Genomic DNA, 21,674 nt, shown 5'->3' on the forward strand with positions numbered 1-21,674 from the left:
TCGGCACATCGCGGATTCCTACTGTGATATGGACTCGCCGCCGGGCGGGTCTCTCTCTTCTACCGTCGGGGTAATCAACACATGACCAAGCGTCTGATCACAGCGTTCACGCTGCTCGTCGCGTTCTTCGCGACCGCCGCACTGATTCCGGCCACCGCAACGGCGGCCACCCACCACACCCGTGAGGGTGTCACCGTGGAGCTGACCACCGGCCAGCTCTCGGCCAAGCGGATTCCGCCGCTGGACGGTTCTCCCACCTCGGCCGAGGCCCTGCTCTCGTCCGACGTGCACGCCGCGCTGACCGGCATCAAGGACAAGAAGGTCAGCGCCACGCTGGAGGTCGGCTACCAGATCGGGTATCCGGTCTCGATCGCACCCGGTGGCGTCAAGATCACCGCGCACACCCCGGATCTCAAGCTCACCGGCGGCGTCGACGCGAAGGTGAACCCGAACGTCACCGTCTCCGGTACCGGTGGCGGCGGCTCGGTCGGCGACGTGGGTGTCAGCCTGGGCGCGGAGTCGACGATCATCCCGGCCACCGACCTCGAGTTCGAGGTGGCCGCGGGCAAGATCACCACTGTCTCGCTCGCGAAGATCGCGCTCACCAAGCCGACGGCCGACATCGTGCTGTCCGGCGTCGAGCTTCACGCGACCAACGCGCTCGGCCCGATCTCGGTGCGTCCGTTCACGAAGATCTCCGTCACCACCGAAACCGGCGTCTACGTCTACTACGCGTACGGCAAGACCAGCCGGATCTGACCCGCTCTCCCGCGACGGGGCCGGTGCATCGCGCGCCGGCCCCGTCGTCGTGGCGGCTGCGCCGTAATAAGCATGTAATGCAGTGGTCAACCACACGAAACGAGCATCCGGTTTCATGCCGCACCCGCTGCGCCGATAGAGTGACCAACGGAAATTGGCCCGAGAGGACCGGAATTTGCGGTGTGCGCCGAGCCCGCCTCGTCCAGCGCACCAGTTGGGAGTACTACACATGACCGCATGGGACAGCGATCTCCAGGGTTGCTACGACATGGTTATCAACCGCAACCCCGGTGAGCCCGAGTTCCACCAGGCCGTTCAGGAAGTCTTCGAGTCGCTGAGCCCCGTCATGGTCAAGCACCCCGAGTACCAGGACGTCCTGGCCCGGATGTGCGAGCCCGAGCGTCAGATCATCTTCCGCGTGCCGTGGATCGACGACGCCGGCCAGGTCCAGATCAACCGCGGCTTCCGCGTCGAGTTCAACTCGGCCCTCGGCCCGTACAAGGGCGGCCTGCGGTTCCACCCGTCGGTGAACCTGTCGATCGTCAAGTTCCTCGGCTTCGAACAGATCTTCAAGAACGCTCTGACCGGCCTGCCGATCGGAGGCGGCAAGGGCGGCTCGGACTTCGACCCCAAGGGCCGCTCCGACCTCGAGGTCATGCGCTTCTGCCAGTCGTTCATGACCGAGCTGTATCGCCACATCGGCGAGTACACCGACGTTCCCGCCGGCGACATCGGCGTCGGCGGCCGCGAGATCGGCTTCCTGTTCGGCCAGTACAAGCGCATCACCAACCGCTACGAGTCCGGCGTCCTGACGGGCAAGGGACTGTCGTGGGGCGGTTCGCAGGTCCGCCCGGAGGCCACCGGTTACGGCGCTGTCTTCTTCGTCGACGAGATGCTGAAGGCCAAGGGCGACAGCTTCGAGGGCAAGAAGGTCCTCGTCTCCGGTTCCGGAAACGTCGCCACTTACGCGATCGAGAAGATCCACCAGCTCGGCGGCACGGTCATCGCCTGCTCGGACTCCTCCGGCTACGTCGTCGATGAGAACGGCATCGACCTGGAGATCCTCAAGGAGGTCAAGCAGGTCCGCCGGGCCCGCCTGAGCGAGTACGTCGAACTGCGCGGCGGCGGTGCCCGCCTGGTCACCGAGGGCAACCTCTGGCAGGTGCCCGCCGACATCGCGCTGCCGTGTGCGACGCAGAACGAGCTGGATGAGAAGGACGCCGAGGCACTGGTCCGCAACGGATGCAAGGTGGTCGCCGAGGGCGCCAACATGCCCACCACACCGGAGGCCACCAAGGTCCTGCTCGCTGCGGGCGTCGGCTTCGCGCCGGGCAAGGCCGCCAACGCCGGCGGTGTGGCGACCTCCGCGCTGGAGATGCAGCAGAACGCCTCGCGCGACTCCTGGACGTTCGAGTACGCCGAGGAGCGTCTGAGCTCCATCATGCGCACCCTGCACCACACCTGCCTGCAGACCGCCGACGAGTACAACGACCCGGGCAATTACATCCTGGGCGCCAACGTCGCCGGTTTCGTTCAGGTCGCCGACGCGATGAACGCGCTCGGCGTCATCTGACCGACGCAGTCATATGAGAAAGGCCCGCCGTCGGCGGGCCTTTCTCATTGTCCGGGAGTGGTCAGGCGGTCTCGGTGGCCACCCGATCGACGGCCTTGGTGAAGACCTTGTTGAACGCTGCCAGGTCGGGAGTCGACTGCGGGGAGGCGTCGCTGGCCTGCACGCTGACCAGGTAGCCGTTGACCATCGCGTAACCGACGATCATCGACGTCTTGGTGGTGGTTCCCTTGAAGTCGATCGTGGAACTCTGCTGCACGACGATCGCGTCGTCCGCCTTCGTCTTCGGCGCCGGAATCACCTTCGAGACGGCCGTGCCCTTCGCGCCCGCGGCCTGGCCCTCGGTGATCTCGACCTTGATCTTGCCGCAGTCGCCGGTCACGGCCTTGCGGAAGTCCTCCACGGAGTGGTCGACCACGGAGACGGTCTCAGCGAGCACGGAGGTGCCCTTCATCGCGATGACGAAGCCGGTCTTGGCGAGGTCGATCTTGTCTGGAAACGCACTCAGCTGCATGCAGTTCGCCGGCGTCACCTTGGCACTCTTCGTCGAGCTGAGGACGGAATCGGCGACCTTCTGGATCTGGTCTCGCGGAACCGGGGTCACCTGGTACCCGGCCGGAAACTCGGCCTTGCCGATCACCAGCGTCGGCGCCTTGCCCGCATCGGCGGACGGTGCGGCGGCCGACGATGCGGCACCCGGCACCGGTGCGCCGTCCTCGGTCGAGCTGCAGCCGGTCACGAGCAGCAATGCCGCGCTCGCGGCAGCGGCGGCGCCGGCAATCCTCTTCATTGTCATCACGTCGGTCTTCATCCCTATCTGGTGATACTGAGTAGACGGGACAATCCTGACCGATGCGGAATCCGGGCGCGGCACCGGCATCCCGTCGAGGCGGCGGTCAGCGCGCGGCCTTGGCGATCGCCCTGGCGAAGACGTCCTCGAAAACTGCACGATTCAGATCGGCGGTCTGGTCGACGGCGCTCATCTGTACGGTGACCGCGTAACCGTTGACGAGGGCGTTTCCTACCAGCAGACTCGTCTCACCGGATTTGGAACCGTTCACCGTCCTACTCCGGCTCTCCACCGCCAGGACCTGGTCGGCGGCCCCGCGCGGTACGTCGATCACGGTGTGCGTGACGGTGATCTCCGAACCTTTGACCGGGCCGGCCTTCACGTGCACCCGGACGACGCCGCAGTCGCCGGTGACCTGCTTGCGCGCAGCCTCGAGGTCGACGCCGCCGTCGATCTCGGCGACGGGCTGCACCGACTCGCTGATCGCATCGTCGCCATCGGTCGCCGCCATCACGCCGACCCTCTTCGGGTCGATCGTGGTGACCATCGCTCCGGATGCCGCGCACTGCGCGGGTGCGATGTCGACGTGTGCGGTGGAATCGGAGAGTTGCTCCGTCATCTGCGCGAGGGCGTCCTTGCTGAGCCGGGCGGTGTGGAAACCGGCGGGCAGTTCGGCCTGTGTCAGCGGCAGCTCGGCGGCCTCGCGCTCGGCAGCGGTGGACGAGCCGTCGGTGCTGCATCCCACCGAGGCGAGCACTGCGCCACCCGCCAGCATCGCCACCGACATCCGGATCGCCCTGCCCGCCATGTGTCCCCTTCGACTGTGGTTTCAGTACTGAATGTACTTGCCGGACATCCGGGCCGTCCCCGGCCGTCTCCGCTCGGGCGTCCGGTTCACCGGCTCGCCGATCGGTCTCCGAACCACTCCCGGATCGGTTCACCTCCCACCAGGTGCCGCTCCACCACATCGGCGACTCGCGCCGCTGTGAGTCCGGCGTACCAGACGTCGTCCGGGTAGACCGCGACCACCGGCGCCTGCGAGCAGGGGAACAGGCACCCGGTGAGCGTGATGAGGACGTCGTCGTCGCCGAGCCGCCGGGCGTCGAGTTCGGCGGAGAGTTCCGACTGCGTCTCGGCGCCCCCTCGCGCCGAGCATCGGGGACCGCGGCAGACCAGCACGTGTCGCGCGAACCCGGGAACCGCGTCCCAGGCCTTCGTCGCGAGCGGGGCGGTGGTATCGCGGGCCGGGGCCCCGCCGTCGGCGGCAGCCCGCTCGATCAGATTCGCGTAATCCGTTGTCTGGCAAAGCGATCCGCCGATTCTGATATCCGGCGCGGAGCCCGCCGGGCGGTTCCGCAGCCAGTGCCCGATCACGCGGCGGAACCAAGCGTCCATCTTTCGGTCGGCGAGCGTCTGACCGCTCAGCACCACCACCGAGTCGGCGCCCTCGCGGGCCGCCTCGTCGAGCACCTCGGTGACGGTGTCGGACTCACCGCCCAGGACGGCGGAGCGGAAGACCGTGCCCGGATGGCGTTCGGCGAGCTCTCCCAGCGCACGGGCGAGTTCGCCGTGCACATCCGCGCCGCGATCCGTCGGCGCCGTCACGATCACCCAGTCGGCGTCGATCATCACTTCTCCCCTCCTGTGGCCGAAACCACGCCGCACATGACGATCAGTGGCCCGCCGGTGACCGGATGGCGAAGCACCTGCGCGTCGAGGCCGTAGACGTCCGCCAGCAACTCGGGCGTCAGCACCTCGGAGGCGCTGCCCTGCGCACGGACGCGGCCCTCGTCGAGCACGACGAGGTGGTCGCAGTACATCGCGGCGAGTTGCAGATCGTGCAGGGCAGCGAGGACGGTGAGGCCGAGATCCCGGGCCAGCTGCAGCAGGTGAAGCCCGGCCGCCACATCGAGATGGTTGGTCGGCTCGTCGAGGACGAGGACCTTCGGGCGCTGCGCCAGCGCCCGCGCCATCTGGACCTTCTGCCGTTCGCCGCCGGACAGGGTCTGCCAGGTGCGGTGCCGCAGATGCTCGATGCCGAGCGTTCCGATGGCCTGATGCGCCTCGTGCGCGGCGTCTCCGAGCGGCCTGGCCCATCCGCCGGCGTGCGGGATGGTGCCGAGCTCCACAATCTGTTCCACCGACAGTTCCAGGACGGTCGCCGAGTGCTGTTCCAGCTCGGCGACGGTGCGCGCGAACTCGCGGCGGCCCAACTCCCGGACGTCGGTGCCGCCCAGCAGCACCTGTCCGGCGTCGGGCCGCTGCCAACGCATCACCATCGACAGCAGGGTCGACTTTCCGGACCCGTTCGGGCCGATCACGCCGGTGAATCGGCCGGCGGGCGCCCGGGCCGTGACGTCGTCGAGGATTCTCCGCTCGCCGCGGGCGAAGCTCACCGCCCGCATCTCGATGCCGGGCATCCCGGTCTCGGTACCGGTCATTCGGTGCCTCGCTGTCGCCGGAGCAGGTAGATGAAGGCGGGCACGCCGATCACCGAGGTGACGAGCCCGAGCGGCAGTTCCCGCGACGGCATCACGCCGCGGGCGATGATGTCGGCCCAGACCACCACCAATGCCCCGAGCACCACCGCCACCGGCAGGACCCGATAGTGCAGCGGGCCCACGAGAAAGCGAACCATGTGCGGCACCACGAGCCCCACGAACCCGATGATCCCCGACAGCGCCACCAGGACGGCGGTGCACAGCGACACCAGCGCGTAGAGCACCCAGCGAGTGCGGGCCACGTGAGTGCCCAGGCTCGCGGCGGCGCGTTCACCGAAGGCGAAGGCGTCCAGCGTTCGGGCGTGGGCCAGCACGGCGACGATCGTGCACACGGTGACGATCGCGGTCAGCGCGAGGGTGTTCCAGCGGATGCCGGCCACCGACCCCATCGACCAGAACATGACGCGGTCGGCGGTGCCGTGCGGGCCGAAGTAGATCAACGCCGAACTCAGCGCCGCGGCGAGTTGCCCGACGGCGACGCCGGCCAGGATCAGTCTGCCCGGAAGCAGCGCGCCCCCGCGCGTGACCGCGATCGCGAACACCAGCAGCAGCGCACCCATCGCCCCCAGAAACGCTGCGACGGAGACCACTGAGCCACCGGCCATGCTGCCCATGCCGACTCCCGTGCTCAACACCACCACGGCGCCGAGAGACGCACCGCCAGACATCCCGAGGATGTACGGGTCGGCCAGCTGGTTGCCCGTCAACGACTGCAGGACGGTGCCGCAGACCGCCAGGCCCGCACCGATGAGTGCCGCTCCGACCACCCGCGGCAGCCGCAGCTGAACGACGATGTTCTCGTCGAGCACATCGGACGTGCCGATGCCCACGCTGCTGCCGAGCGCTCGCACCACTGTGCCCAGCGGCAGATCGGCCGATCCGACCACGATTCCGAGCGCCATGCTGATCAGCAGCAGGATCGTCAGTCCGGCCAGCCAACCCGCCAGGGCCGGTGTACCGCGGAGCCGTTCGCGCACGCGCCGACTACTTCGCGAGCGCGTCCGACAGCTTGGCGGCGCCGTCGATCAGCCGCGGACCGGGGGTGCTCTCAGCGAACGGGATCACCACGAACGATCCCTTCGCGACGGCCTTCAGGTCCTTGAGCGCCGGGTCGGACTCCAGATACTTCCGCTTGGCGGCGGCCGGATCCCAGTCGGCGTCCACCAGGACGATCACGTCCGGATCGGCTTTGAGCACCGCCTCCCAGCCGGTCTCGGCCCAGTTGCCGGAGAGATCTCCGAAGACGTTCTTCGCGCCGACGGCGTCGATGACCAATTGCGGCCCGCCGTCGCCGGCACCGACGAAGGGCTTGTCAGTCGAGGAATCCCACCACAGAACCGTCTTGCCCCGTCCGGCCGACTTCGCGGTGAGGTCGGCGAGCTTCGCGCGCATGTCGGCGTTCACCCGGTCGGCATCGGCCGTCCGTCCGAAGAGCACGCCGTAGTCGCTGGTCTCACCGGCCACCGCGTCCCAGGACGAGGCCGGACGCTTCAACTTGTCCTCGCAGCCGAAGGGCGACACGTAGGTCGCCACACCGAGGTCGTCGAACGACTGCCGGCTTCCCAGCGCCTTGTCGTCGAAGGCGCTGCTGTACGACGCGGCGATCAGGTCGGGGTGCTTCTCGAGGACCGCTTCGCGGGTGGGGTACTTCTCCGACAGCACCGGGATCTCGCCGTAGGCTGCGGCCCATTGCGGGGCGATGGCGCTGTCGAGGTAGGCGGTGCCGACCAGCTGCCCGCCGGCGCCGACGGCCAGGGCCGACTCGGTGGCCCCCTGGTTGACGGTGATGGCCGCGTCGGCCGGCTTCTTCAGGGTGACGGTGCGGCCGCAGTTCTGCAGGCTGATCGCCGAGCCGTCGGCGCCGGATGCGGGATCGTCGCCGGAACAGGCAGAGACGGTGAGGACGGTGCCGGCGACGGCCAGGATCACCGCGTTCTTCAGGGTGCGCAATGCGACCCCCTTTCCAGATACTCGTGGAACTTCGGGGTACGCCGCGGCCGGTCTCCTGGCTACACAGGACTGCCGGCGGTCACACCTTCCCAGATGACGAGCACCCAGTGGCTGGAGTCCTGCACTCCCGGCGACTTCCGGACCTGTTCACAGTGGCGAGTACCGCGCCGGCTTCTCACCGGACTTCCCGAGCACCGTGACGTATCGCCCGAGTGTATCCGGGCACGGCCGGGACACTCGGGCGACCTCGAATCAGGCGGGGTCTTTGAAGTACACGAGCTGGTGCGTGGTCGCGAGGAGCACCTCGCCCGACCAGAGCTGTCCGTACTGGTCGAAATGACCGTGCCCGAACCGGGCGGCGCGCGCCGTCGCGAGGACGTGTCCGGTTCCATGCGCCTCGAGTTCCTGCGCGGTGGCGTGGAAATACGTGGTCAGGGTGATGGTGCCCGCCGGCATGTAGGTTCCGTGCCGGAGAAAGACACGAGGGTAGAACACGTCGGTCATCGCGGTGAGCGCCGGGAAGTCGAGCGGCCGCTCGGGCCGGTCGCGCAGCCACAGCGTCGACGTCGAGTCGGCGTCGTTCCTCCCGTCCATGCCGCCCGCGACGAACCGCTTGTCGTAGTTCTTGGCCCAGGCGATGAAGTCCACGTACTCGCTGACCTCGACCTCCTCGGCGGGCGGTGCGGCCGGAGGCGTCGGCTCGGTGTCGGACCAGGTGTCACGGGCGACGCCGAAGACCGCGGTGCCGGTGGCCGCCACCTGTCCGGATTGGCTGATCGTCACCACCCAGTGCTGATTGGTGCGGTTGGTCCGGACGGGCCGCAGGTCGAGATCCCACTGTCCTTCGGCGATCGGTGCCGCGTAATTGATGGTCAGCGCGAGCGGATCGCCGAGGACGTCGGGCCGCTGCTGGATGCCGTTGACGACGGTCGCGGCCGTGATGCCGCCGAACGGGCCGACCATGTTGTTGTACGCGGGATGCGTCTGCGCGCGGACCACATGGTCCGACGCCGTGGGCGTGAGGGCGATGGCCTCATCGAAAACGTGAGTCATGCGTCGACGGTAACAGAACGATCGTTCTACTCACGCGTACCCTGAGTGCATGGCAACACTCCCCGTCCGCGACCGACTGCTCCTGTCGGCGACTCAGCTGCTCCGGAGCAAGGGAGCCGACGGATTCGGAATGTCGGAGCTCATGGAGCACAGCGGCGTGGCGCGGCGCTCGATGTACCAGCACTTCCCCCGCGGCAAGGCGCAACTGCTGGAGCAGGCCACCGACGAGGCGGGCAGGCACGCCTCGTCGCGCCTCGCGGCCGCACTGTACGGCCGGACCGCTGTGGAGGGTCTGATCGTCATCGTGGACGAGTGGAAGCAGACCCTGGTGCGCCACGACTACCGCCTCGGCTGCCCCCTGGTTGCCGCCTCCACCTCCGCCGCGGAGTACCCGGGTGCGGCCGAGCGCGCCGCCACGGCTTTCCAAACGCTGGCGGGCCAGATCGCCGCATCCTTCGAGGCCGACGGACTGGCCGCGGACGCCGCCCGACGGGCTGGCGACATGCTGGTGGCAGCCCTCGAAGGCGCCATCATCACCTCTCGCGCCACCCGTTCCACCGCACCGCTCGACGCCTTGTCGTCACACATCCGCGAGACGTGGGGCTGAGCCCTCCGATATTCGGTCGACAGACCTCCGCCAACCCTGTACAAAAGTACATGTACATTCGTACAGAATTGCGAGGGAGTCATGGCCAAGCACGACCCGGAGGCACGGCGGGCGGCGATTCTCGCCGCGGCGGCGGATCTGGTGATCGAACTCGGACCGGCCGCGCTGACGCACCGCCGCGTCGCCGAGCGTGCGGGTGTGCCGTTGGGATCGACGACCCAGTACTTCACCTCCATCGACGACCTGCGCACCCAGGCCCTGGAGCGGCTCGCCGCGGAGGTCGACGAAGACCTGGCCGCCGTGCGGAGCAGCCTGGTCGCGGCCGGCGGGTCAGCGGAAGCGCTGGTGGATCAGATTCACGACTACCTCGCCGACAGCCGCGCCGTCGCGGCCGACGTCTCGCTGATATCGGCGGGCCTGTTCGATCCCGAGTTGCGCGCGCTGTCGCTCCGCTGGCAGACCAATCTCGTCGAGATCTTGAGCGATTACGTCGGACCCGACAACGCGCTCGCCCTCGCGATCGTCTCCGACGGTGTCGTGATGCACGCGGCATTGCACAACACCGTCGTCTCCAAAGACTTCCTGCACACTCTCGTCGCGCCGTTCATGGCGCAGAAAAGACAACCGTGATGACTGCCTCACCCACCACGGGGAGCACCGGCTACTCCACCGTCCGCGCCTGGCTCGCGACCGCTGTGTTGAGTGCGAGCCTGCTCGTGATCGTGATGGATATGACGATCCTGAACATCGCTCTTCCCGCGATGTCGGCCGACTTGGAGCCCACCGCCTCCCAGCTGCTGTGGATCGTCGACGTCTACTCGCTGGTGCTCGCCGGGCTGCTCGTCCCGGCCGCATCGCTGGCCGACCGCTGGGGACGCAAGCGGATGCTGTTGGCCGGGTACGCCGTCTTCGGCGCCGCATCGCTGCTCGTCCTGGTCGCCGAGTCGGCGACCGCGGTGATCGCCATCCGCGCCCTCCTCGGCACCGGCGGCGCGTTCATCATGCCGACCACACTGTCGACGATCCGCGTCCTGTTCACCGACGCGCGCCGGCGGGCGCGCGCACTCGCGGTGTGGTCGTCGGTCGCCGGTCTCGGTGCGGCGATCGGCCCGCTGGTCGGCGGTTTCCTGGTGGAGCACTTCTCCTGGCAGTCGGCTTTCCTGGTCAACGCTCCGCTGATGGCGCTGGCCGTGGTCGCCGGGGTCTTCCTGCTCCCCGAGTCGCGGTCGGCCGACCCGGGAGTCTGGGACTGGCTGGGCATCGCCCTCTCGTTCTCCGGCATGGTGCTCCTGATGTGGTCGGTGAAGCACTTCGGTGCCGAATCGAGTCTGCTGGTCCCCGAGGGCTGGGCCGCGTTCGCCGCAGGAGTGCTGCTGCTGACCGTCTTCGTCCGCCGCAGTCTGCGCCAGGACCGGCCGATGCTCGACGTCGGACTGTTCCGCAGCCGCGTCTTCACCGGCGGTATCGCCGGCGCCCTCGGCTCGATGTTCGCGATGGCCGCGGCCCTGCTGCTGCTCGCCCAGTGGCTGCAGTCGGTAGAGGGCAGTTCACCGATCCGTGCCGGCCTGCAGCTGGTCCCGCTCGCTGTCGCCTCGGCCGCCGCGTCGCTCGCCGCACCGCGTCTGGCCGAACGCATCGGTCCGCGAATCGTCATTGCCGGCGGCATCGCGGTGGCCGGCATCGGCATGATCGCCGTGTACCTGATCCCCGGAGAGCTGCACTACGCGTCGGCCGTCGTGTCGTTGATCCTGGTGGGTGTCGGCATCGGATCGCTGGCGATCGGCTCGGCGCTGATCATGTCGGGCAGCCCCGAGAACCGCGCGGGCAACGCCGCCGCGATGGAGGAGACCTCCTACGAACTCGGCAGCGTCATCGGTGTCGCGCTCCTCGGCAGCGTCGCCGCGGTGCTCTATCGCAGCCGGCTCGACGAGTCCGGCGCGCTGGACGACCTCGATCCCCGATTGCACGACGCGGCCCGCGAGTCGATCGGGTCCGCGGCGGGCGTCGCCGATCAGCTGCACATGCCGAACCTGGCACAGCAAGCCGGTACCGCGTTCACCGATTCGCTGCAGATCACCAGCCTCACCGGCGGTCTCATCATGCTGGCGGTCGCCGCGGCGGTGTACGCCCTGGTCCCTGCGGGTACGCGTATCGACGCCGAGGTGGTCGAGGGATGAGCCGGACCCGGGGTCGTCTCCCCGTGACGATCTGAAAACGCGTGCCGGCCTCCGGTCGCGGAAGGTCGTCGCGACCGGAGCCCGATGGTAGATTCGCCGCGTGTCGACGGCGAGGTCTCTCCCCGAACCGGTCCGCGGACGGCTCAGTGACGGACGCGAGATACTGCTGTTCGACGACGGCGAGGCCTCCGTCCTGCGCCCCGACCGCCGCGACCTGCCGACGGATCGCGGTGCGACGACCGTCCGCCGAGACCCCGTCACGGACGACTGGGTGATCGTGGCGCCCGCGCGCCAGGACCGTACCCATCTGCCGCCGCGGCGGCAGTGCCCGCTGTGCCCCGACCCGGAGGGTCTCCGAAGCGAGATCCCAGCGTCGGACTACGGGGTGGCGGTGTTCGAGAATCGCTTCCCGTCGCTCGCCGCACCACCGGAGCCTGCCGGTGCCGGAGCGTCGCCGCCGGCGAGCGACGATCCGCTGCGGACCGAGATTCCGGGCACCGGCCGCTGCGAGGTGGTCTGCTTCACCAGCGACCACGACGGTTCGTTCGGCGCACTCCCCGAACGCCGCGCCCGCCTGGTCCTCGACGCTCTGGCGCACCGGACCGCCGAGCTCATGGCGTTGGACGGCGTGCGCGAGGTCCATTGTTTCGAGAATCGCGGCGAGGAGATCGGCGTGACCCTCGGTCACCCGCACGGCCAGATCTACGCCTACCCGTTCCGTACCCGCCGCACCGAATCGATGCTGCGGTCGGCCGGTCGGTACCGGCGCGAGCACTCCGCAGACCTCTTCGAAGCGATCCTCGCCCGCGAACTCGAAGACGGCGAGCGAATTCTCCTGTCGACCGCGCACACCACTGCGTTCGTACCGTTCGCGGCGCGCTGGCCGGTGGAGGTGCACGTCTACCCGAACCGGCACGTCCGCGGTCTCGGCGAACTCACCGACCGGGAGGCCGACGACCTCGCGCGGACCCAGCTCGCGGTCCTTCGAGCCTGCGACGCCCTGTACGACGCCCCGCTGCCCTACGTCGCGTCGTGGCATCAGTATCCGGCCGACGCGGCCGAGGGCTACCTGCACGCCGAGATCTTCTCGATCCGCCGCAGCGCCCACAGACTCAAATACCTGGCCGGGTCCGAGTCGGCGCGCGATGCCTTCATCACGGACAAGACCCCCGAGGACATCGCCGAGCAATTGCGTGCGGCGCTCGGCCGACAGGCGGACCATGGCAGACATGCCTGAGGGATCGGCCGGCAGCACCTCGTCTCCCGGACCGCGGTCGCGGGAGCCGGAGGTGCGCGCATATGCGCCGGGCCGCGTCAATCTGATCGGTGAGCACACGGACTACAACGACGGGCTGGCGCTGTCGATCGCGCTGCAGCTCGGGACCACGGTGAGCTTCCGGCCGGACCCGGCCGCCGAATCGGTCGTCGTCTCCTCCGACCTCGCGCCCGGCCGGGCCGGCGTGCCCATCGACACCGCTCCCGACGATGACGCGGCGCACGGCACCCGGGTGACCGGCTGGGCGTCGTATGTGGCGGGCTGTGTCTGGGCGCTGCGCGAACACGGTGTCCGGGTGCCCGGCGGGCGCATGGAGATCCGCTCCGATGTGCCGGTCGGAGCGGGACTGTCGTCGTCTGCTGCTCTGGAGTGCGCGGTGCTCCACGCGCTGGCCGCCGCGGCCGGGGCCACCGTCGACCGGCGCACCCTCGCGCTGATCGCCCAGCGCGCCGAGAACCGATACGTGGGCGCCCCCACCGGTCTGCTCGACCAGTTGAGCAGTCTGTTCGGCGCCGACGGCACCGCTCTGCTCCTCGACTTCCGCTCACTGCAGGTGACGCCGGTGCCGGTGGCTCTGGGCGGCGCGGTGCTCCTCGTCATCGATTCGCGGTCCCCGCACCGGAACGCCGACGGCGAGTACCGGAGGCGACGAGCGGCGTGCGAGGACGCCGCCCGCCGCCTGTCGGCGCCCAGCTTGCGCTATGTCCGAGACGACGGCTGGCGAGCACTCCGCGACGACGAACTGCGGCGCCGCGCCAGGCACGTTCTCACCGAGAACCGACGGGTCCGGGACGCAGCACAGGCGTTGCGCGACGGAGACTGCACGCGTTTCGGAGAACTGATGAATCAGTCGCACCACTCGATGCGCACCGACTTCGAGATCACCACACCCCGCATCGACCGCATCGCGGAGACCGCCCGCGACCTCGGCGCCTTCGGGGCCCGGATGACCGGCGGAGGATTCGGCGGCAGCGTCGTCGCCCTGGCACCGGCCGAGGCCGCGATGCGGATCGAGAGCACGTTGCCGGGTCTCGTCGCCGATGCCGGCGATCCGCGTCCGACGGTGATCCGTGTCCGTCCGGGCGCGGGAGCCGGTCCGGTGATGGCACAGTGACACTCATGAGCACCGAACAGGCGGCGATCGCGCGCCGCGCCTACGAGACTCTTGAACCCTTCCACGTCCTCGCCTACTTCAATCCGGGCCTCGGCGACGCCCAGACCGACCTCGGGCTCGACGGCCACGCCTTCTACCGGCGCCCCGATGGGCGATGCCACGGGAGCGGTCGTAGCCGCCGCTTTCTACAACTTCTCACCCGCGCTCGTCGAATCCGCATGGGACCGCGCTCGGGCCGTCGGCCTCGAGAAGGTCGCCGAACGGCGGTACGCGATGCTCGACGAGCAGTACCGCGCCATCCGGGTGCCGCGTGCGAGCGGATCACGCCGCTGCTGCCCGAGTACGAGAAGGCGGTCGGAGGACTGCCCGTCTCCGGTCGGCCCCTGGGCGCGGCATGGGCGTCCACCCCGATTCCCGACGCGCCGCACCTCGCCCTCTGGCGTCACTTGTCGGTACTCCGGGAATGGCGCGGCGACAACCACATCGCCGAGCTGATCGGCCACGGTCTGGACGGGATCGACGCCGGCGTCTTCCACGAGGCCGCATTGCCCGACCCGACCGTCCGTCGACGGGTGATGGGGCATCGGTTCTTCCTACTCACCCGCGGGTGGTCGGAGGACGACTGGGACGCCTCCGTCGACCGACTGGCGCGGCGCGGTCTCGTCGAGATCGGCGACGACGGACACCGCCTCACTTCGGCGGGCTTCGACCTGTATCAGGACATCGAAGCACGCACCGACCTACTGACCGGCGCGAGTCTGGGCACCGACGTCGCCGACCTCATCGAGCGCACTCGCCCCTTCGTCAAGCCGGTGCTCGACGCCGGCGTGCTCCCCGGTACGTCGAAGAAGTCCTGACGAGCGCCTCCCAGGCCCTCCCCAGGCTGGTTGAGCGAGCGTCCTCCCCAGGCTCGTTGAGCGAGCATCCCTCCCAGGCTTGTTGAGCGAGCGAAGCGAGTCGAAACCCCAGACCCCGCCCAGCGCACCCCCGCAGGCTTGTTGAGCGAGCGTCCTCCTCAGGCTCGTTGAGCGAGCGAAGCGAGTCGAAACCCCAGACCCCGCCCAGCGCACCCCGCAGGCTCGTTGAGCGAGCATCCCTCCCCAGGCTCGTTGAGCGAGCGAAGCGAGTCGAAACCCCCTCTACCCCTTCAGATTCGCCGCCAGCCAGTCGACGGTCTGCATGCCGAACAGGTCAGTGCCCCAGCCGTACATGTCGGTGATGAACTTGACCATGCTGCAGTCCGTCGGCTGGTAGTCGACGCGAGCGCCTCGGCTGCGCCACGCTCGGACCAGCTTGCGCGAATCGGCAGCCGGTACCAGCGACATCGGCGAGTCGTCGGCCACGCACGACGCGACGAGTGTGCGCACGCCCTTCGCTGCCGTCCCCTGCCCCATCACGTTGTCCCGGTAGGCGCGCTGGAACGCGGGGATCGTCGCAGGCGACTCATTCCCCTTGAACAGCGTGTTCAGCGGTACCAGCGGCAATGTGAAGTACGCGGGCGTCTGGCACTGGGTCCGGTAGTAATCGGCCACGGCGCGTCCCGCATCCGTGAGGTGGTCGTCGATCCGCATGTCCGGGTAGTGCGGCTCCAGGCCCAGAAGGGTCGCCATCGCGAAACCCGAACCGACGGAGCCGTCGGCGGTCGCGATGAAGTTCCGGTAGTTCGGAACCATTCCCTCGAGCACCGCGGCCTTGATGTTCAGTTCCGGCGCGTACTGATCCTTCATCTCCAACGCGTGACCGGTGCCGACACCGCCGCCGGCGATGCCGAACATGCCGATCGGCGACGATGCGGACAGACCGGCATCGCGGACCGCGAGCGCGGCGCGCACCGCGTCGAGACTGGTGCGGGCGTTGTACTTTCCGGCGAACACGCCGTGCGGACGCGGGTCGCCGTTGTTACCGACGTCCGACATCACGACGGCGTACCCTTTGCCGAACAACTGTGCCAGCGGCCCGAGGGCCGACCACGAGGCGCCGTCGATCGGATCGCCACCGGTCCACATCACCGACGGATGGCAGTTGGCGCCCACGCTGTCGTTGGCCATCTGGTAGCTGACGATCGGCCGCGTGGCGTTCTTGCGGCCGTCGCGCGGGATCATGATCAGCCCGGTGCTGATGTCGGGCTCACCGTCGAGCGCCGTGGTGACGTACATGATCTTGTACGCATCCACGTCGCCCGGGCGGAAGCCGGCGAACTGGACGGCCACGGGCTCGGCCTTCAGCAGCGTCCCGGCCTTCTCCGATCCCGTGAGTCGCGGCTCCTTGTAGAACGGGTCGGTGGACTGCAGCGGCTTGAGGATCTCGTCGGGCGTACCCATCCTGCCGTGCTGGAAGGTCCCGAGTACGAAACCGTTGAAGACCTCGCCGAGTTGGGGAGTGCGGTTCGGCGGTCCGGCCGCGGCCGGCGCGGCCGTGAGGGAGGCACCGACGGTCAGGGCGCTCAGCAGTGCGACCGCCGCGACGATCCAACGCTGCGCTTTCATCGGACCTCCACCTTCAGCGTGTCGAGCGCCGACTGCATCATCGGCAGGAGATTGAAGATGGGGCGGTGCTGCTCCATCTGCGGATCGGCCGGCATCACCAGTTCTCGGCGCAGGTCCGGCCAGCGGTTCTCCACCTGGAATCGGTACTTCGGCAGCAGTTCGTGGGTGATGTAATCCCATCGCTCGTCGAAGACCGACCAGTTCCACGACGGCAGCGGCACGGTCGCGGTGACGGTCCGCCCGTCGGGCGTGGTCCCCGTCAGCTTCAGCGGCTTGTACGAGCGCAGCGGAAGGACTCCGGCCACCGACGGCGACCCGGCGAGGGTGCTTGCGTAGGTCATCGCCTCACCGACGTCCCCGCGGTAGGCGCGGACCGTGTCCCACTGCTCGTTGATGATCTCGCCCTGCTCACGCCTCAGCAGGCGCGCATTGCCCGCCGCGATCCCGTCGGGCGTCTTGCTCGCGACATCCTCCCACGCCTTCATGACGTCGGCGGGGAAGAGTCCCGCTCGGTACATCTCTCGCAGTGCCGACAGTCCGCCGGTCACGTATGCGCGGTGCATCGGCATCAGGTCGCTGAAGATGTTCTTCTGCATCACGAGGATCGAGCCCTGCACGTACTGGAGGTCGGCCGGCGTGAGGGTGGCGCCGACGCGGGCCAGCGCGCGCAGACCCTTGGGGAGCTTGTCGATCATCGTCGGTCCGAACGCCCTGTTGGTCTCGGTGACGATGGCGTTCGCCACCGGTGCCAACCGCGTGAACTCGTAGACGTCGGTGGCCAGCTCGAAGTCGAGGAGCCCGCCGCCGAAATCGGCACCGACGAGCCCGCCCATCCCGGCCCACTGGAGTTCGCGGTGCTTGAGCTGCAGGTTCTTGTAGAACTGGTACGACTTCGTGAGGTTTCCGCGGTTCGCAGTCACTCCCGCGCGCGGGTTCCACGACTTGAGGTCGATTCCCGCCGCCACTGTGGTGTCGGCCAGCCAGTACTGAAGCAACAGGGCCTGGTACGACGTAGGCGCGACCCCTCGTTCACGCGCCTCGTCGAGCAGGTTCTTGAGGACCTTCGGGTCGGTGGGGAGTGCCGGGTTGACCCCGCCGGGACCGTGATCCGCATGGCGATTGACCAACGGCAGATCCAGGTACCGATCCAACTCTCCGGCGGCCGACGCGGGCGGCGCAAGGACGGCCGATCCGGCCAGGGCCACCACCAGAGCCGCTGCCGTCAGAACGACGGCCCTCCAGCCGATCGTGCGAATTGAACGCATCGGTCACCTCCTGCGACTCGAGGCCGCACCGATCACGCGAGCCTGTCCGGCTCGCTGGTCCGGGATAGTGAATCACCGCGTTGTCACAACGACAAATGGCACGATCCGTCTCGACCTGCAGGTCAGAGCGCGATGAATCTGATAACGGTGCAGGTCCAAACCGTGTGCAGCGGCCCCGAACGACGGATTCGGGCGGGTCGCGGGAGCCGGTCGTCACACCACAAATCGCTCGATCGGGTGACACGCCGCCCGCCGGAGCCGCCCATCGCCGCGGTGCGATAGTGGAGTGTATGGCACTGCGTCCCGACCAACTCCTCCCCCTCGCCGGTTACACGGTCGTGACTCTCGAACAGGCCGTCGCCGCGCCGCTCGCGTCCCGCCATCTGGCCGATCTCGGCGCCCGCGTCATCAAAGTGGAACGGACCGACGGCGGCGATTTCGCCCGCGCCTACGACGACGCCGTGCACGGCACCGGCGCGCACTTCGTGTGGCTGAACCGCGGGAAGGAATCCATCGCCGTCGACCTGAAGTCGGACGAGGGGCGCAAGGTGGTCCGTGCGCTGATCCGCGACGCGGACGTCTTTCTGCAGAACCTGGCGCCGGGCGCAGCGGCGCGGCTCGGCCTGGGGGCCGATGAGTTGCGCGAGGGTCACCCCGAGTTGGTCACGGTCGATCTGTCGGGCTACGGCCGAGGCGGTCCGTTCGAGCAGCGCAAGGCGTACGACATGCTCATTCAGGCCGAGAGCGGCCTCATCTCCATCACGGGTACACCGGAGCATGCCGCCAAGACCGGGATTCCGACCGCCGACATCGCCTCCGGTATGTACTGCGCACAGGCGGTTCTCGCGGCGCTCCTGCGTCGCTGCCGCACCGGAGTCGGAGCGGCGGTCGAGGTCTCGATGCTCGAATCGACCGTCGAATGGATGGGACATTCGCTCTACACGCAGATGTACACGGGCGTGCAGCCGCCGCGGATGGGCGTGAGTCATGTGTCGATCGCGCCGTACGACTCGTACCCCACCAGCGACGGACAGATCTTGATCGGCGTTCAGAGTGAAGGAGGCTGGAAGGCGCTCACCACAGTGTTGGGCGTCCCCGAGCTGACGACCGACCCGCGATTCTCCACCAATATGAAGCGAGTCGAGAACCGGGCGGCGTGCGACGCCGCAGTGGCGCAACGGACCAGGCTGTGGACCACTGCGGAGCTCGACGCGAAGCTTTCCGCCGCGGGTGTTCCGGCAGCCCAGATCAACGAGCTCGAACAGGTCGCCGAGCATCCGCAGCTCTCCGCACGGGATCGCTGGCGCACTGTCGGTACCGAGTTCGCGCAGGTCAAGGCACTACTTCCGCCGGTCACATTCGATGACGTCGAGGCGGCGATGGGCGACGTTCCGGCACTCGGCCGCCATACAGCCGCGCTGCTCGCGGAACTCGGCTACGACGAGCAGGACGTGCAGCGGATGTCGGCCGCCGGTGTTGTTCGCGTCGGCGACTGAGAATCGAACGTAGGTCGATCGCGTCAATGTTGTTTGTCATAGGTGGGTGATAGCTTTCAGGTAGGTCAAGAAAACATGGTGTGACCAGCTGAAACACTCGGGGGAGGTGGCAGCGATGACCGATCCGATCACCGATCCGATCGCGACTGTCGTCGCCACCGGTGCGCTGCCGGAGCAGCCCGCCGAACTACTCGCCCTGATCGATGCCGCGGCGGTCAAACTCGCCGAGACCTCCCTGTCACCGGAGACCGAACCGGAACTGCTGGCCCACACACAGACCGCCGAACGCATCCGGCGCCGCTGGGACGGCATCTCCGCTGCGCTGCTGGTGGAGGTCTCCGACCGCAACGCCCACCGCACCGCCGGCTACCTGAATCCGCATCAATACCTGTCGCAAGGGCTGCGGCTGGGAACCCGGGAGGCGGGTCGGCGGTTGCGGATGGCTGAGACCATCGGCGAGTTCTCCAACTTTCAAGGTGAAACCCTGCCTCCCCGCAAGCCCGCCACCGCCGCGTCGGTGGCGGCCGGGACTGTCGGCGCCGAACACGCTCTCGTCATCTCGGCCGTGCTGGCGAAAGTGCCCGGCTGCATCTCGCCGGAAGTCAAAGCCCGTGCCGAGGCGGAGTTGGCCGAGGCTGCCGCCGGACTGAACCCCGACGACCTGGGCAAAGTCGGCGACCGGCTGCTCGCCCACCTGGACCCCGACGGGCAGGAAAGCGATCACGTCGACCGGCAACGCCAACGCGGAATCACCATCCTCCCGCAAGACCGACAACTCATGAGCAAAGTCCGCGGCGCCATGACCCCGGAGTTGCGGGCCAAGTTCGAAGTGATCTTGACCGCCTGGGCCGCACCCGGGATGAACAATCCCGCCGACCCGGATTCGCCCACCGGAACCATTGACGCCGACGGCATCGATGCCGAGGCTTTGGCGGCGGCGCGGGGTCGGGATCTGCGCAGTGCCGCCCAACGCACACACGACGCGCTGCTGGCCCTGTGCGACTACGTTCTCGCCCACGGCGGACTCGGTGCACCGAACCGGATACCGGCCGAACTCGTCATCACCGTCACCGATCAAGAACTCGCCGCGCATGCCGGAATCGCGTTGACCGCCACCGGCACCCGCATCCCGATCGGTGAACTCGTGCGGCTCGCTGCCGAGGCTGTGCCGCACCTGGCGGTCTTCCGGAATCACACCAGCGAAGTGCTCTACCAAGGCCGCGGTGCGCGGTGTGCGAGTAAGGCGCAGCGGTTGGCGTTGTTCGCCCGCGACCGCGGCTGCACCGCCCCCGGCTGCGACCGCCCCTTCGCCCAAACCCAGGCCCATCACGCACCGGACTGGATCACCCCGGCCGGACGCACCGACATCGACGCCCTCGGCGCCGCGTGCGGGCGCCACAACCGCGCCGTCGGCACCAACCGCGGACAATGGGAGACCACCACCCTCACCGACGGACCCGATGCCGGACGCATGGGCTGGCGACCGGCCACCACCGATCAACCTTGGCGCCTGAACCCCATCCACCACGCCGGACAAGCACGGCACCTGCACCCGCCAGAACTGCATCGGCAAGAATCGGGCCCACCGCCGGCGCATCCGCCGCCTCGGACTCCACCGCAGGAGTCACAAGCTCCCCCGGCAGATTCCGAATCTGCCCAGTCACCCCACGCCGCGGCCTGACGCGTCCTCCCAAGGTGCGCCGCGCTTCTAAGCTGCAATCGACACACCCGCCGACCAGGGAGCACATCGCATGGAACTGACGACGCTGACGCACGAGAACGAAGACGGCATCCTCACAGTCCGGCTCAACCGCCCCGACCATCTCAACGCCTTCACCGTCGAGATGGCGCAGGAATTGGAGCACACCTTCCGTTCGGTCAACGATGACGACTCCGTTCGGGCTGTCATCGTCACCGGCAACGGACGTGCGTTCTGCGCCGGCATGGACCTGGCGACCGAGGGCGACAATGTGTTCGGGCTCGACGGCGCCAAGCGGCCCACGCTCGCGGACATGGCCGATCTGGATGATCCCGGAATCGCGCGGATTCGCGACACCGGCGGGCGGGTGACGCTCGCGATCTACGCTTGCCGCAAACCGGTGATCGCGGCCGTCAACGGCGCCGCAGTCGGCATCGGCGCCACGATGACGCTGCCGATGGACGCTCGACTCATATCGACCAAGGGCCGGATCGGCTTCGTGTTCGGACGTCTCGGCATCGTTCCCGAGGCGGCGTCATCGTGGTTCCTCCCTCGAGTGGTCGGCCTCCCGAAAGCGCTCGACCTGGTGTACCGCGCCGACATCCTCGATGCGCAGAGCGCACTCGACGCCGGCCTGGCACAGAGCGTCCACGAGCCGGAGGATCTGCTCGACGCTGCGCGCTCGCTCGCCGACTCCTGGACTCAGGGCCGTTCGCCGGTGGCCGTCGCGCTCGCCCGCCAGATGCTGTACCGCAACGCGGCGCAAGAACATCCGACAGAGGCCCATCGCATCGATTCGCTCGCGATGTTCTACACGAGCATCGGCGACGGCGACGACGGTGTTCGAGCCTTCCTCGAGAAGCGACCGGCCGAGTTCGATTCGAAGGCGTCTCGGATGCCGGAGTTCTATGACGAGTGGACGCGGGAGTAG

Annotated in this window: 19 protein-coding genes, 1 pseudogene and 1 riboswitch; of the genes and pseudogenes, 11 read left to right on the forward strand and 9 right to left on the reverse strand. The window is 68.4% G+C overall.

Annotated elements, in window-relative coordinates; genetic code table 11:
• Positions 1–81: 81 nt before the first annotated feature.
• Together ACE11G_RS17280 and gdhA are read left to right on the forward strand one after the other, a co-directional pair.
• On the forward strand, positions 82–759 hold the full coding sequence (locus ACE11G_RS17280; RefSeq protein ID WP_006897948.1) for an MspA family porin: 678 nt from the start codon (positions 82–84) through the stop codon (positions 757–759).
• Between the two features lie 229 nt (positions 760–988).
• Positions 989–2,332, forward strand: a complete 1,344-nt coding sequence (gene gdhA, locus ACE11G_RS17285; protein WP_006897947.1) for an NADP-specific glutamate dehydrogenase — start codon at positions 989–991, stop codon at positions 2,330–2,332.
• A gap of 61 nt (positions 2,333–2,393) precedes the next feature.
• On the opposite strand, the gene ACE11G_RS17290 is transcribed toward gdhA, so the two are convergent.
• The 7 genes from ACE11G_RS17290 to ACE11G_RS17320 form a co-directional block, all read right to left on the reverse strand.
• Positions 2,394–3,119: a hypothetical protein gene (locus ACE11G_RS17290; protein ID WP_231650068.1), complete on the reverse strand. Its 726-nt coding sequence runs from the start codon at positions 3,117–3,119 to the stop codon at positions 2,394–2,396.
• Positions 3,120–3,225: 106 nt separating this feature from the next.
• Positions 3,226–3,927, reverse strand: coding sequence for a hypothetical protein (locus ACE11G_RS17295; protein WP_045537505.1), 702 nt, complete (start codon positions 3,925–3,927; stop codon positions 3,226–3,228).
• Positions 3,928–4,013: 86 nt separating this feature from the next.
• The gene (locus tag ACE11G_RS17300; protein ID WP_006897943.1) at positions 4,014–4,748 is read right to left on the reverse strand and encodes a ferredoxin; all 735 of its coding nucleotides are present in this window, start codon (positions 4,746–4,748) and stop codon (positions 4,014–4,016) included.
• Entirely contained in the window at positions 4,748–5,560 is an 813-nt protein-coding gene (locus tag ACE11G_RS17305) for an ABC transporter ATP-binding protein (RefSeq protein WP_006897942.1), read from the reverse strand. The genes ACE11G_RS17300 and ACE11G_RS17305 overlap by 1 nt, the downstream gene beginning before the upstream one ends.
• A complete protein-coding gene (locus ACE11G_RS17310; RefSeq protein WP_045537507.1) occupies positions 5,557–6,597 on the reverse strand; it encodes an iron ABC transporter permease in 1,041 nt (346 codons plus the stop codon). The genes ACE11G_RS17305 and ACE11G_RS17310 overlap by 4 nt, the downstream gene beginning before the upstream one ends.
• A 7-nt stretch (positions 6,598–6,604) precedes the next feature.
• The gene (locus ACE11G_RS17315; protein ID WP_197078052.1) at positions 6,605–7,570 is read right to left on the reverse strand and encodes an ABC transporter substrate-binding protein; all 966 of its coding nucleotides are present in this window, start codon (positions 7,568–7,570) and stop codon (positions 6,605–6,607) included.
• Between the two features lie 27 nt (positions 7,571–7,597).
• Positions 7,598–7,784: riboswitch (cobalamin riboswitch) on the reverse strand.
• A gap of 38 nt (positions 7,785–7,822) precedes the next feature.
• Positions 7,823–8,623 (reverse strand): acyl-CoA thioesterase II, encoded by an 801-nt coding sequence (locus tag ACE11G_RS17320; RefSeq protein ID WP_006897939.1) that lies wholly within the window; start codon positions 8,621–8,623, stop codon positions 7,823–7,825.
• 49 nt (positions 8,624–8,672) lie between these two features.
• Here ACE11G_RS17320 and ACE11G_RS17325 point away from each other — a divergent pair, with 49 nt between their 5' ends.
• The 6 genes and pseudogenes from ACE11G_RS17325 (at position 8,673) to ACE11G_RS17350 (ending at position 14,654) form a co-directional block, all read left to right on the forward strand.
• Positions 8,673–9,230 (forward strand): TetR/AcrR family transcriptional regulator, encoded by a 558-nt coding sequence (locus ACE11G_RS17325; RefSeq protein ID WP_045537509.1) that lies wholly within the window; start codon positions 8,673–8,675, stop codon positions 9,228–9,230.
• A gap of 81 nt (positions 9,231–9,311) precedes the next feature.
• Positions 9,312–9,860, forward strand: coding sequence for a TetR/AcrR family transcriptional regulator (locus ACE11G_RS17330; RefSeq protein WP_045537511.1), 549 nt, complete (start codon positions 9,312–9,314; stop codon positions 9,858–9,860).
• Positions 9,860–11,407 (forward strand): MFS transporter, encoded by a 1,548-nt coding sequence (locus tag ACE11G_RS17335; RefSeq protein ID WP_045537513.1) that lies wholly within the window; start codon positions 9,860–9,862, stop codon positions 11,405–11,407. Before ACE11G_RS17330 ends, ACE11G_RS17335 begins: the two co-directional genes overlap by 1 nt.
• Before the next feature lie 100 nt (positions 11,408–11,507).
• Complete coding sequence (gene galT, locus ACE11G_RS17340) at positions 11,508–12,644, forward strand: galactose-1-phosphate uridylyltransferase (protein WP_045537515.1); 1,137 nt, start codon at positions 11,508–11,510, stop codon at positions 12,642–12,644.
• The gene (galK, locus tag ACE11G_RS17345; protein ID WP_062367990.1) at positions 12,637–13,797 is read left to right on the forward strand and encodes a galactokinase; all 1,161 of its coding nucleotides are present in this window, start codon (positions 12,637–12,639) and stop codon (positions 13,795–13,797) included. The genes galT and galK overlap by 8 nt, the downstream gene beginning before the upstream one ends.
• A 147-nt stretch (positions 13,798–13,944) precedes the next feature.
• Positions 13,945–14,654: pseudogene (locus ACE11G_RS17350) on the forward strand (hypothetical protein).
• A gap of 282 nt (positions 14,655–14,936) precedes the next feature.
• Here the strand turns inward: ACE11G_RS17350 and ACE11G_RS17355 are convergent.
• Together ACE11G_RS17355 and ACE11G_RS17360 are read right to left on the reverse strand one after the other, a co-directional pair.
• Positions 14,937–16,283 (reverse strand): lipase family protein, encoded by a 1,347-nt coding sequence (locus tag ACE11G_RS17355; RefSeq protein WP_045537519.1) that lies wholly within the window; start codon positions 16,281–16,283, stop codon positions 14,937–14,939.
• Positions 16,280–17,548, reverse strand: a complete 1,269-nt coding sequence (locus ACE11G_RS17360; protein ID WP_045537521.1) for a hypothetical protein — start codon at positions 17,546–17,548, stop codon at positions 16,280–16,282. Before ACE11G_RS17360 ends, ACE11G_RS17355 begins: the two co-directional genes overlap by 4 nt.
• Positions 17,549–17,838: 290 nt before the next feature.
• Between ACE11G_RS17360 and ACE11G_RS17365 the strand changes: the two genes are divergently transcribed.
• The 3 genes from ACE11G_RS17365 to ACE11G_RS17375 all read left to right on the forward strand — a co-directional run bounded on the left by ACE11G_RS17365 (position 17,839) and on the right by ACE11G_RS17375 (position 21,674).
• On the forward strand, positions 17,839–19,044 hold the full coding sequence (locus tag ACE11G_RS17365; protein ID WP_045537523.1) for a CaiB/BaiF CoA-transferase family protein: 1,206 nt from the start codon (positions 17,839–17,841) through the stop codon (positions 19,042–19,044).
• A 115-nt stretch (positions 19,045–19,159) separates the two neighbouring features.
• Positions 19,160–20,725 (forward strand): DUF222 domain-containing protein, encoded by a 1,566-nt coding sequence (locus ACE11G_RS17370; RefSeq protein ID WP_375003232.1) that lies wholly within the window; start codon positions 19,160–19,162, stop codon positions 20,723–20,725.
• Between the two features lie 70 nt (positions 20,726–20,795).
• On the forward strand, positions 20,796–21,674 hold the full coding sequence (locus tag ACE11G_RS17375; protein ID WP_006897927.1) for a crotonase/enoyl-CoA hydratase family protein: 879 nt from the start codon (positions 20,796–20,798) through the stop codon (positions 21,672–21,674).

The organism is Gordonia sp. PS3 (assembly GCF_041950545.1).
In the GTDB taxonomy this organism is placed as follows: domain Bacteria; phylum Actinomycetota; class Actinomycetes; order Mycobacteriales; family Mycobacteriaceae; genus Gordonia; species Gordonia sihwensis.